Source organism: Pseudomonas sp. P1.8 (genome assembly GCF_001269805.1).
In the GTDB taxonomy this organism is placed as follows: Bacteria; Pseudomonadota; Gammaproteobacteria; order Pseudomonadales; family Pseudomonadaceae; genus Aquipseudomonas.
This window is the reverse complement of record NZ_LHVM01000010.1, coordinates 361,191-373,652: the sequence shown is the minus strand read 5'-3', so window position 1 is coordinate 373,652 and position 12,462 is coordinate 361,191. Positions and strand designations below refer to the sequence as shown.

The 12,462-nt window shown below is 59.3% G+C and carries 10 protein-coding genes; 1 reads left to right on the top strand and 9 read right to left on the bottom strand.

Going from position 1 to position 12,462, the window contains the following annotated elements; genetic code table 11:
- Nucleotides 1–177: 177 nt before the first annotated feature.
- The 9 genes from AD668_RS10245 to leuC all read right to left on the bottom strand — a co-directional run bounded on the left by AD668_RS10245 (nt 178) and on the right by leuC (nt 11,418).
- The gene (locus tag AD668_RS10245; protein WP_053157902.1) at nt 178–822 is read right to left on the bottom strand and encodes a phosphoribosylanthranilate isomerase; all 645 of its coding nucleotides are present in this window, start codon (nt 820–822) and stop codon (nt 178–180) included.
- 63 nt (nt 823–885) lie between these two features.
- Nucleotides 886–1,710, bottom strand: a complete 825-nt coding sequence (gene truA, locus AD668_RS10240; RefSeq protein ID WP_053157899.1) for a tRNA pseudouridine(38-40) synthase TruA — start codon at nt 1,708–1,710, stop codon at nt 886–888.
- Nucleotides 1,711–1,879: 169 nt separating this feature from the next.
- A complete protein-coding gene (locus tag AD668_RS10235; protein ID WP_053157895.1) occupies nt 1,880–4,699 on the bottom strand; it encodes a FimV/HubP family polar landmark protein in 2,820 nt (939 codons plus the stop codon).
- Nucleotides 4,700–4,905: 206 nt separating this feature from the next.
- Nucleotides 4,906–5,916: an aspartate-semialdehyde dehydrogenase gene (locus tag AD668_RS10230; RefSeq protein ID WP_053157891.1), complete on the bottom strand. Its 1,011-nt coding sequence runs from the start codon at nt 5,914–5,916 to the stop codon at nt 4,906–4,908.
- Nucleotides 5,917–6,166: 250 nt separating this feature from the next.
- Complete coding sequence (asd, locus tag AD668_RS10225; RefSeq protein ID WP_053157887.1) at nt 6,167–7,279, bottom strand: aspartate-semialdehyde dehydrogenase; 1,113 nt, start codon at nt 7,277–7,279, stop codon at nt 6,167–6,169.
- 66 nt (nt 7,280–7,345) lie between these two features.
- Nucleotides 7,346–8,428: a 3-isopropylmalate dehydrogenase gene (leuB, locus tag AD668_RS10220; RefSeq protein ID WP_053157884.1), complete on the bottom strand. Its 1,083-nt coding sequence runs from the start codon at nt 8,426–8,428 to the stop codon at nt 7,346–7,348.
- Nucleotides 8,429–8,493: 65 nt separating this feature from the next.
- On the bottom strand, nt 8,494–9,261 hold the full coding sequence (locus tag AD668_RS10215) for a class I SAM-dependent methyltransferase (protein ID WP_053157881.1): 768 nt from the start codon (nt 9,259–9,261) through the stop codon (nt 8,494–8,496).
- 82 nt (nt 9,262–9,343) lie between these two features.
- A complete protein-coding gene (gene leuD, locus AD668_RS10210; RefSeq protein WP_053157879.1) occupies nt 9,344–9,988 on the bottom strand; it encodes a 3-isopropylmalate dehydratase small subunit in 645 nt (214 codons plus the stop codon).
- A gap of 11 nt (nt 9,989–9,999) precedes the next feature.
- The gene (gene leuC, locus AD668_RS10205; protein ID WP_053157876.1) at nt 10,000–11,418 is read right to left on the bottom strand and encodes a 3-isopropylmalate dehydratase large subunit; all 1,419 of its coding nucleotides are present in this window, start codon (nt 11,416–11,418) and stop codon (nt 10,000–10,002) included.
- A gap of 147 nt (nt 11,419–11,565) precedes the next feature.
- Here leuC and AD668_RS10200 point away from each other — a divergent pair, with 147 nt between their 5' ends.
- Entirely contained in the window at nt 11,566–12,456 is an 891-nt protein-coding gene (locus tag AD668_RS10200; protein WP_053157872.1) for a LysR family transcriptional regulator, read from the top strand.
- The last annotated feature ends 6 nt before the right edge of the window (nt 12,457–12,462 follow it).

The window sequence follows — 12,462 nt, the reverse complement described above, 5'->3', positions numbered from 1 at the left end:
AGCTAAATTCATGTGTGCGGCGATGATTGCAGAGCCGCCACGGTCAGCGCGAAACATGACCTGCGCGCAACCCCGATAACCCTCAGCCGTGCCTGCTTTTTGCAAGTGCTGTTAAAGACGGCGGCAGTGTGCCAGCCGTCACATTGCGAACCGGATCAAAAAGATCGCAGCCTCGTTTCACTCGACAGCTCCTACGGGCCCTACGGGTCCTGCAGCGGCCTTGATGAAGGCGCGAATCTTTGCCGGGTCCTTGATGCCCTTGCTGGCCTCTACGCCGCCGCTGACGTCCACGGCATAAGGTCGAACCCGCGCAACCGCCTCGGCGACGTTGTCGGGTGTAAGGCCTCCAGCCAGGATGATCGGTTTGCTCAAGCCCTGCGGTATCAAAGACCAATCGAAGGCCTCACCGGTTCCTCCGGGAACACCTTCGACATAAGCATCGAGTAAAATCCCGCTGGCGCTCGGATAAGCATTGCAGGCCGCAGCAATGTCATCTCCCGCCTTCACCCGCAATGCCTTGATGTAGGGACGGTGCCAGCCTTCGCAGTCCGCTTCGACTTCATCGCCATGAAACTGCAAAAGATCCAGCGGCACCGCGTCGAGAATCTCTCCCAGCTCGCAACGACTGGCATTGACGAACAAGCCGACGGTGGTCACGAATGGCGGCAACGCCTTGATGATCGAGCGCGCCTGCTGGAACGTCACCGCCCGCGGGCTTTTGGCGTAGAACACGAATCCAATGGCGTCAGCCCCGGCTTCGACGGCCGCCAACGCATCTTCTATGCGGGTAATCCCACAGATCTTGCTGCGAACGGCTGACATGTCGATACAACTCCAAGACAAAACCGGGAAAGTCCCGGATGGTAACAAAAGCGTTCGAGGGCGTCAGCCGTCAAGTTCCGAGAAGCCGGTCAAGAAGTGTGGACCGATGTAACGCTCGGGCAACTCGAATTCGTCGCGGTATTCGACCTGCACCAAATACAGGCCAAATGGATGCGCTGTCACCCCGCCGGAGCGGCGTATGCGGCTTTCCAGCACTTCTTTCATCCACTCCACCGGACGTTCGCCAGTGCCGATCGTCATCAGCACACCGGCAATGTTGCGCACCATGTGGTGAAGGAAGGCACTGGCGCGGATGTCCAGCACGATCATTTTGCCGTGGCGGGTGACACGCAGGTGATGAAGCTCCTTGATCGGCGATTTGGCCTGGCACTGACCCGCACGGAAAGCACTGAAATCATGTATACCGACCAGATACTGAGCCGCTTCAGCCATGCGCTCGACGTCCAGCGGGCGATGGTTCCAGGTGATTTCTTCATTCAGGTGCGCCGGACGAATCTGATCGTTGTAGATCACGTAGCGATAGCGCCGGGCGATCGCCTTGAACCGGGCATGGAAATGCGCAGGCATGACTTTTGCCCAACTGACGCTGACGTCGTGGGGCAAATTGATATTGGCGCCCATCACCCAGGCTTTCATCGACCGCTCGACCTGGGTGTCGAAATGCACCACTTGTCCGCAGGCATGTACTCCGGCATCCGTACGGCCGGCGCATAGCAACGAAACCGGCGAATCGGCGACTTTGGACAAGGCGTTTTCGAGGGTTTCCTGCACGGTGAGCACGCCGGAGGCCTGACGCTGCCAGCCACGATACCGCGAGCCTTTGTATTCCACGCCCAAGGCGACCCGAAAAAAGCCGTCGGCCGCCATTTCGGCGGCCGGATTATCTATATTTGCCAAGGAGTGACAGCCTGCTGATTGACGCAAAGGTGGGCATTATAAGGCGCTCGGGCGGGGATGCCAGAGTTGGGCGATCTTTTGAACCTGCAAACAAAAACGGCAACCTTAAAAGGTTGCCGTTTTGCGCTCATCCAACGACTCAAGCCAAACGCGAAAGCAACTCCCTGGCTTCGCTTTTCTGACCTTCATCGCCTTCAGTCACCACCTCATTGAGGATATCCCGCGCACCGTCGCTGTCGCCCATATCGATGTAAGCCTGGGCCAGATCGAGTTTGGTCGCGACCTCATCGGTACCCGAAAGGAAGTCGAATTCCGGTTCGTCGCCCACTGTGGCCAAGGCGTCGTCCACGGTGAAGGTCGGCTCGCTGATGCTCTGGGACAGGCGATCCAGTTCGGCGTTTACGTCGTCCAGTTCGACGGCGAAAGCATCTGGCGCATCTGCTGCATCCATCTCATCAGCCAGCGAGAGATCGAAATCGGCCGGCAGGTCGAGATCGTCCAGCGGTGCTTCGGCCAACGCGGGAGCGTCGACCGGCGGCAGATCCTTTACCCCTGCGTCCAGATCCAGCAAGAAGTCGTCTTCAGCAACAAGGGCAGGCGACGGCTCAGCACCCAGATCCATATCCAGATCGAAGTCCGAAAGGTCATTCAGACTCTCTTTGATATCGGTCTGTTGCTGCAACACCGACTCAAAGCTCAGATCGTCGTCCGACGGAAAATCTTCCAGTTCGTCCAGGGTCACAGCCGATTCAGTTTCCGGGGCTGGAGTAACGACTGTCGGGGTAATGTTTTCCAGGTCATCAAGACTCAGATCGAAAGCGCTGTCGAGATCATCTTCGGCCGAGACCGGAGCAGATGCGGCGTTTGTCGGTGTTACGTTTTCCAGGTCATCGAGGCTCAGATCGAAGGTGCTGTCCAGATCATCTTCGGCCGGGGCCGCCACCGGAGCAGATGCAGCATTTGCCACTGCCTCGTTTTCAAGGTCGTCGAGACTCAAATCGAAAACGCTGTCGAAATCCTCATCCACCGCCGCGGGTGCTTGCGGCTCATCCAGCAGCAGATCCTTGACGTATTGCGCATCGAGTTCAGCCGTAGCGGCGGCGGCTGCGATACCACCGGCCGCAACCAATACCATCGCCGGGAAGCGACCTTTCAGTTTTTCAACCTGGGCGAAGTTGTCTCCATTGGCGACTAACTGACGCTCCTGCGCGACGAATGCATCGCGGTCGCCCTGCTGGCCGTAGACTTCCATCAGCTTCAATCGCACATCGCTACGCTGCGGTTCTTGCCTGACCCCTTCCTCCAGCAACGCGGCGGCCTGGTTCAGGCGGCCGGCGTCGATGTGCGATTGCGCCTGGCCCAGTACATCGTCGGAGCGCTCGGCTGACGGCGCCACCAAAGGAGCCGCGATCGGCGTCGTCATCACCACCGATGCCACCGGAACAGGTGCAGGTACAGGTGTCGGCGCAGGCGCTGGAGCCGCCGCGGTGGCCAGCGTCATACTCGCCGGTTGAATTTCCAGGCCTTCAAAGCTGCTTTCCGGCAGATCGAACTCAGGCGAGAAAGGCTGCTCTTCGGCCAGCGCGCGCGCCATTCGCAGGTGCTTCTCGGCTTCTTGCTGGGCTTTGCGGCGACGAGCCAACAACAGCAGCAGAAGCAGCAGTACAACCGCGCCACCACCTACCAGGCCGAGCAATAAGGGGTTGGTCAGCAGTTCGTTAAATTTTTGATCGTCGGATGCCGCTGGCGGCGTTTCGACGGGTTTCTCTACCGGAGCCGCAGGCGCCTCAGGGGCCGCTTCCGCAGGCGTCGAAACTGGAGCCGTCTCTGATGGCGTTGTCGCGGGAGTGTCAGCCAATTGCGCCGACATCGCTGGTGCCGTCGCGACATCCGGTGCTTGTGCTGCACCCTCGGCCTGCAACTTGGCCAATTGATTGTTTTTCAGTTCGATCAGGCGCTGCAGCTTGTCCATCTGACTTTGCAGATCGGTCATGCGACTTTTCAGTTCAGCGTTGTCACGTCGGGTGGTGTCCAGGCTTTCCTGGGTCACCGCCAGCTTGTTGTTCAAGCCCTTGGCGTCACCGGCCGCGCCTTTGCCACGGCTCTTGCCGGATTCGGCAGATACCAGGCTCAGCTTATCGGTAGCCGCCTCTGCCGCCCCCCCTTCAACTCGGGTACGGCTGGTGGCGTCGATCTGCTGCTGCCCTGCCCCGGGCTTGGCGACATATCGGCGCCCCTGACGCCACGCAGTATTCTGGGCCGCCACTTCGGCGATGGCCTTGGATTGTGGCAGCGTGGTGCTTTGCGTCTGGTCCGGCAGGCGCAATACCTGGCCGGTCTTCAAACGATTGATATTGCCATCGATGAACGCATCCGGATTCAAGGCCTGGATGGCCAGCATGGTCTGCTGGATCGAACCACCGTTACGCGCCTTGGCCGCAATTTCCCAGAGGGTATCGCGCGGCGTGGTGGTGTACTGGGACGGTGGGGTTGCACCGGTGACCGGTGCGGCCACCGTTGACGAGGATTGCGCAGCCGCTTCAGCGGTTTGCGGCGAAAATTTCGATGGATCCAGCAGCACGCTGTAATCACGCAACAGGCGGCCGTTCGGCCACATCACCTGCACCAGGAATTTCACCATGGGCTCGGAGAGCGGTTTGCTGGAGGTCACGCGCAGGATGCTTTTACCGCTGGCGTTGAGTACCGGCGTGAAGGTCAAGTCGTTGAGAAACGCCTGGCGGTCGACACCGGCCTTGGCGAAATCGTCAGGCGAAGCAAGGCTCGGCACCACTTCGGCGGCGGTGAGATCCTTGACATCGAGCAGCTCTATTTCCGCTACCAGCGGCTGGTTGAGCGTCGATTTCAGGGTCAATTCCCCGAGCCCGAGGGCATGCGCCATACCGGAGGACAGCGCCGAGGCGGCCGCTATTGCTAACACCAGTTTGCGAACTTGAACCATTAGTTCATCCTTAGTTTGAACATTCCTCGGCCAGCGAGAACGTATCGATAGTCGCTGCCGCAAGGCATTGCGCGCAACGGCGAAGGTCGTCGCGCGCGGTCATTTCATTTGTTGCTCCGCAAAGCCACGCACAGTGGCTCGCGTACAACATTCGGGCAAGCATAGGCTCGCCCGGATTCATTCGACAATTTGTTGCAAAGTATCTTTTACAGCAGGTCTTTTATCAACAACTCAGCCAGTTGCACAGCGTTGAGCGCGGCACCTTTGCGTACGTTATCTGACGTCAGCCACAAATTAAGTTCCGACAGGTCGTCGATACCCAGGCGAACCCGACCAACGTAGACCACATCCTGGCCCACCGCATCGCCCACCGGGGTGGGATAATCACCGGCTTCCACCAACTCGATACCCGGTGCGTCTTCCAGGGCTGCGTTCACTTTCGCCAGGTCGATATCGCTGGCCGACTGCAGGGTCACGTTAAAGCTATCGCCAAAAAACACCGGGGCTTGAATGCAAGTGACAGAAATCTTCAACGCGGGCAGGTTAATGACCTGGCGAAGTTCACGTACCAGCCGCTTTTCCAGCAGCGTATGCCCCTGCTCATCCGGCTTGCCGACTTGTGCCAGCAGATTGAACGCCATCTGCCGATCGAAGAACTTCGGCTCCAGCGGGCGCACATTGAGCAGTTCGGCGGTTTGCCGCGCCAGCTCGCTGACCGCTTCGCGGCCTTGGGCAGACACCGCCAGGCTGGCGGTCAAATTGATGCGTTGCAAGTCGAGCAATCCCAGCAACGGCGCGAGGACCACCGCCAAGGCGGTCGCCGACGGACTCGGGCTGCTGACCTGGAACGGTTTTTTCAGTCCGGAGAGCATTTGCCAATTCGCTTCCGGCACCACTTGCGGCGCCTGATCGGGTGGCAAGGCACCGGACAGGTCAATCACTGAACAACCGGCAGCACTGGCGCGCGAAACGAAACTCAGCGTTACCGCCGGGCCCGCGGCAAAAAACACCAATTGCACTTTGCCGAAATCGAACTCATCGACTTCGCGCACTCGGACATTCTTGCCGCGAAAAGGCACCGAACTGCCGGCGGATTCGCTGCTGGCCAGCAGGTGCAGGTTACCGATCGGAAAATCGCGCTCTTCAAGAATCTGCACGAGTGTTTCGCCGACAGTACCGGTGGCGCCGATCACGGCAATATCAATGGTCTGGCTCATGGGTTTTACCTCTGGCGAAACGGGGGGAGCGGCACTTTACCGGGTGGGTGCCACACAGGCAATTTCCGCAGGGGGTTATGCGGCGCCGATGAGATCGCCATCGCCAGCAAGCCGGCTCCTACAGGTGTGAGTAAGCTCATCATTGTAGGAGCCAGCTTGCTGGCGATGGCGGCCTGACTGGCGACACAACTCCCATAAAAAAACCCGCACCCCTTTCAAGAGGCACGGGTTCTTTCATTGCTTCAATCGATCAACGCTCAAGCAGAATCCGCAGCATGCGGCGCAGCGGTTCGGCCGCGCCCCACAACAGCTGATCGCCGACGGTGAACGCGCCGAGGAATTGCGAGCCCATGTTCAGCTTGCGCAGACGGCCAACCGGAATGTTCAGGGTGCCAGTGACCTTGTTCGGGCTCAGCTCCTGAATACTGGTTTCACGGTTGTTAGGTACCAGCTTGACCCAAGGGTTGTGCTGGCTGATCAAGCCTTCGATATCGGCCATCGGTACATCTTTGTTCAGCTTGATGGTCAGCGCCTGGCTGTGGCAGCGCATGGCGCCGATACGCACGCAGATGCCATCCACCGGAATCGGGCTCTTGAAGCGACCGAGAATCTTGTTGGTCTCGGCCTGGGCCTTCCACTCTTCGCGGCTCTGACCGTTCGGCAGCTCCTTGTCGATCCAAGGGATCAGGCTACCGGCCAGCGGTACACCGAAGTTTTCGGTTGGGTACGCATCGCTGCGCATGGCTTCGGCTACGCGACGGTCGATGTCGAGGATCGCGCTGGCCGGATCAGCCAGTTGATCGGCGACAGCGGCGTGGGTTGCGCCCATTTGCTTGATCAGTTCACGCATGTTCTGCGCGCCGGCACCGGAGGCAGCCTGATAAGTCATGGCGCTCATCCACTCCACCAGACCGGCCTCGAACAGACCGCCCAGCCCCATCAGCATCAGGCTGACGGTGCAGTTGCCGCCGATGTAGTTCTTGGTGCCCGCGTCCAGTTGCTGGTCGATGACCTTGCGGTTCACCGGATCCAGAACGATCACCGCGTCATCCTGCATGCGCAGGCTGGAAGCGGCGTCGATCCAGTAACCCTGCCAGCCGGCTTCACGCAGTTTCGGGAAGACTTCGCTGGTGTAGTCGCCACCCTGGCAGGTCAGAATCACATCAAGGGTTTTCAGCTCTTCAATGCTGTAAGCGTCTTTGAGTGGAGCAATGTCCTTACCCACGGACGGGCCTTGGCCACCGACATTGGAAGTGGTGAAAAACACCGGCTCGATAAGATCGAAATCCTGCTCTTCCAGCATCCGCTGCATGAGCACGGAACCGACCATACCGCGCCAACCGATCAGACCTACACGTTTCATCGCAACTACACCTTCTTGAAATGTGGGCCGCTGCTTTGTCTTGAATTTGGCAGCGGGCCCGAGAGATTACAGATTCCGCAGCGCGGCGACTACTGCGTCACCCATTTCCTGCGTACCGACTTTAGTGCAACCGGCCGACCAGATGTCACCGGTGCGCAAGCCCTGATCCAGCACCAGGCTGACGGCTTTCTCGATGGCATCGGCTGCAGACTGCTGGTTGAAGCTGTAACGCAGCATCATCGACACCGACAAAATGGTCGCCAGCGGGTTGGCGATGCCTTTGCCCGCGATGTCCGGCGCCGAACCGTGGCACGGCTCGTACATGCCCTTGTTGTTGGTGTCCAGGGACGCCGACGGCAGCATGCCGATGGAACCGGTGAGCATCGAGGCCTGGTCGGACAGGATGTCGCCGAACATGTTGTCGGTAACGATCACGTCGAACTGCTTCGGTGCGCGCACCAGCTGCATGGCGGCGTTGTCGACGTACATGTGGCTCAGTTCGACTTCAGGGTAATCCTTGGCCACTTCCTCGACAATTTCACGCCACAGTTGACTGGAGGCCAACACGTTGGCTTTGTCCACCGAGCAGAGCTTTTTGCCACGGACCATGGCCATGTCGAAACCGACACGGGCGATGCGGCGGATTTCGCTTTCGCTGTACGGCAGCGTGTCATAGGACTGACGCTCGCCGTTTTCCAGGGTGCGGGTGCCGCGTGGCGCGCCGAAGTAAATGCCGCCGGTCAACTCGCGAACGATCAGGATGTCCAGGCCAGCAACGATTTCCGGCTTCAGACTGGAAGCTTCGGCCAGTTGCGGGTAAAGGATCGCCGGGCGCAGGTTGCCGAACAAGCCCAGTTGTGCACGAATCTTCAACAAACCGCGCTCAGGACGGATGTCACGCTCAATGGTGTCCCATTTCGGGCCGCCAACGGCACCCAACAGCACTGCATCGGCCGCACGGGCACGTTCCAGGGTCTCGTCGGCCAGCGGCACGCCGTGCTTGTCGATGGCAGCGCCACCGATCACGTCATGGCTCAGCTCGAAGCCCAGGGCGAACTTGTCGCTGGCCAGCTCCAGCACTTTGACCGCTTCGGCCATGATTTCCGGGCCAATACCGTCACCTGGGAGAATCAGAATCTGCTTGCTCATGCTTTCCTCATGTCATCAGTCGGTGCGCCCATGGACGCACCCGGAAAAATTCTATCGATCGGTGCCTATCTTTCTACAAACAGCACCAATACATCGGTACTGAACGAACCATCGGCCTCAATCTCGAAATATTCGCGCACTTCATTGCCCATCGACTGCTGCAACTCGCGGATCGCCGCGCGCATCACTTCAGGCGTGCGCATGCGCTCGACCCAGCTGTTGTACTCCAGGCGAAGACGCTGACGGGTGGTGCTGCGGGTGTGCAACCCTGCCTCGCTGACCTGGCGCAACCATTCGCCGGCGGAATAATCGCGCACATGGCTGGTATCGCGAAGCACTTCGACGCTCTGCAGGTAAGTGTCGAACAACGGGCTACCCGGTGACAACACATCCACGAACGCAGCAACGCCACCCGGTTTCAAGACCCGACGCACTTCGCGCAGTGCCAGGCCGAGATCGCTCCAATGGTGCGCCGAATAACGGCTGAAGACGAAATCGAATTCACCATCGGCGAACGGCAGGCGCTCAGCGGCACCATTGACCGTGGTCACGTTGCTCAAGCCCCGGTCGACAGCCGCGGCCGTCACCACGTCGAGCATCTGCTGCGACAGGTCATAGGCCACCACTTCTTTCACCAATGAGGCTACGTGAAAACTCACATGGCCGGCGCCACACCCCAGGTCCAGAACCCTGGCATCACCCTGCCCCGCCAGCTCAGCCTGTAGCAACGCGAACTCGGTACCTTGAGCGTGGACGGCGCTGCTCAGGTAGGCCGAAGCCTGTTCGCCGAATTGCTTTTGGACTACCTGGCTGTGCTGGGCGGTGCTGGTCATGGGGACTTCCTTTTTGGGGTGAGTCTTGGGGTGTTCATTCGGGCCTCATCGGCCGGTCCTGACTACATCAATATCGGATCAATCACGCGTCGCGAAACAACCAAGGCTGGCTCGCACGATGCTTGGCCTCAAACGTCGCAATCGCATCGCCGTCCTGCAAGGTCAGGCCGATATCGTCGAGGCCGTTGAGCAGGCAATGCTTGCGGAACGCATCGATTTCGAAGTTCAACACCTTGCCATCCGGACGGGTTACGGTCTGGGCTTGCAGGTCAACCTGCAACTGATAGCCCGGATTGGCCTCGACCTGCTGGAACAGCTCATCGACTTCGGCATCGCTCAAAATGATCGGCAACAAGCCGTTCTTGAAGCTGTTGTTGAAGAAGATGTCGGCGTAGCTCGGCGCAATGATGCTGCGGAAACCGTACTCTTCCAGCGCCCACGGCGCGTGCTCACGACTGGAGCCGCAACCGAAGTTTTCACGGGCCAACAAGACGCTGGCGCCTTGATAACGCTCGGCGTTGAGGACGAAGTCCTTGTTCAGCGGACGCTTGGAGTTGTCCTGGTAAGGCTGGCCCACATCCAGATAGCGCCATTCATCGAACAGGTTCGGGCCAAAACCTGTGCGCTTGATTGACTTCAAGAATTGCTTCGGGATGATCTGGTCAGTGTCGACGTTGGCACGATCCAAAGGCGCGACAAGTCCAGTGTGCTGGGTAAAAGCTTTCATGCTGCGCTCCTTTAGATCAATTCACGGACGTCGATGAAACGACCGTTCACAGCGGCGGCCGCGGCCATGGCCGGGCTAACGAGGTGCGTACGGCCACCGGCGCCCTGACGGCCTTCGAAGTTACGGTTGGAGGTCGAGGCGCAATGCTCGCCGGACTCCAAACGGTCCGGGTTCATCGCCAGGCACATCGAGCAACCCGGCTCGCGCCATTCGAAACCGGCTTCGAGGAAAATCTTGTCCAGGCCTTCCGATTCAGCCTGCGCTTTCACCAGACCCGAACCCGGCACCACGATCGCCTGCTTGATGGTCGAGGCCACTTTTCGGCCCTTGGCGATCACCGCAGCAGCGCGCAAATCTTCGATCCGCGAGTTGGTGCAGGAACCAATGAACACGCGGTCCAACTGAATGTCGGTGATCGCCTGATTGGCGGTCAAACCCATGTATTTCAAGGCACGGACGATGGAATCGCGCTTGACCAGATCCATTTCCTTGGCAGGATCCGGTACGTTCTGGTCCACCGCCAACACCATCTCAGGCGAAGTGCCCCAGCTGACTTGCGGCTTGATCTGGGTCGCGTCAAGTTCAACGACGGTGTCGAACACTGCATCGGCGTCGGACACCAGGTCTTTCCACGCCTGGACAGCCAATTCCCATTCCGCACCCTTCGGAGCGAAAGGGCGGCCCTTGACGTAAGCCACGGTTTTTTCGTCAGCCGCCACCAGACCTACGCGAGCGCCGGCCTCGATGGACATGTTGCAGATGGTCATGCGGCCTTCAACGGACAAATCGCGGATCGCACTACCGGCGAATTCGATGGCGTGGCCGTTACCGCCAGCCGTGCCGATCTTGCCGATTACCGCGAGGACGATGTCCTTGGCAGTCACGCCGAACGGCAATTGGCCTTCGACGGACACCAGCATGTTTTTCATTTTCTTGGCAACCAGGCACTGGGTGGCAAGCACGTGCTCAACCTCGGAAGTGCCGATACCGTGAGCCAGAGCACCAAATGCGCCGTGGGTCGAGGTATGGGAGTCGCCACAGACCACGGTCATGCCCGGCAAGGTCGCGCCCTGCTCAGGGCCGATGACGTGGACGATGCCTTGGCGGACATCGTTCATCTTGAATTCGACGATGCCGTACTCATCGCAGTTGTCGTCGAGAGTCTGGACCTGCAAACGCGAGACCTCGTCGGCAATGGCTTCGATGCCGCCCTTGCGCTCCGGCGTGGTCGGTACGTTGTGGTCCGGGGTCGCGATGTTGGCATCGATGCGCCATGGCTTGCGCCCGGCCAGGCGCAGGCCTTCGAAGGCTTGCGGCGAGGTCACTTCGTGAATGATATGACGATCGATATAGATCAGCGCAGAGCCATCGTCGCGCTGCTTGACCAAATGCGAATCCCAGAGCTTGTCGTAGAGCGTTTTGCCGGCCATCAGACGGTTCCTCATCAGCTTGTTTCTATGCCCCGGGTTTTGACTTTTTCAATAACCCTTTGGCTTGTGAGGCTGATCCTATGGGGTTACATTAAATAACTCAAATTCATATTTTTTATGCTTTGGATAACCAACTGGAATACACCCATGGACCTGGCCAATCTCAATGCCTTTATCGCTATCGCCGAGACTGGAAGTTTCTCCGGCGCGGGCGAACGCTTGCACCTGACCCAACCGGCTATCAGCAAACGCATCGCCGGGCTGGAGCAGCAATTGAAGGTGCGACTGTTCGATCGATTGGGCCGAGAGGTCGGGCTGACCGAAGCTGGTCGCGCGCTGCTGCCACGGGCTTACCAGATCCTGAATGTCCTTGATGATACGCGCCGCGCCCTGACCAACCTCACGGGCGAAGTGACCGGTCGTCTGACCCTGGCCACCAGTCACCACATCGGCCTGCACCGTTTGCCTCCCTTATTAAGGGAGTTCACCCGGCGCTATCCCGAGGTGGCGCTGGATATTCAGTTTCTCGATTCGGAAGTGGCCTACGAAGAAATTCTCCATGGCCGCGCCGAACTGGCTGTCATCACCTTGGCGCCCGAACCGCACGCATTGGTCAAAGCCACTCCAGTCTGGGACGATCCGCTGGACTTCGTGGTTGCCCCGGAGCATTCGCTGCTCACCAACGGCAGGGTCAGCCTGGCGGACATTGCCCGGCATCCCGCCGTGTTCCCCGGCGGCAACACGTTCACCCATCACATCGTGCAGCGCCTGTTTGAAGCCCAGGGTCTGACGCCAAACATTGCCATGAGCACCAACTACCTGGAAACGATCAAAATGATGGTCTCGATCGGCCTGGCCTGGAGCGTTCTGCCGCGCACCATGCTTGATGATCAGGTGGCGCGGATACCTTTGCCGGGCATACAACTCACTCGCCAGCTAGGCTATATCCTGCACACGGAAAGGACACTGTCGAATGCTGCACGGGCCTTCATGGCCCTGCTGGACGCTCAACTCGATCTGCCAGGGATTCAAGGCTGATTTGTG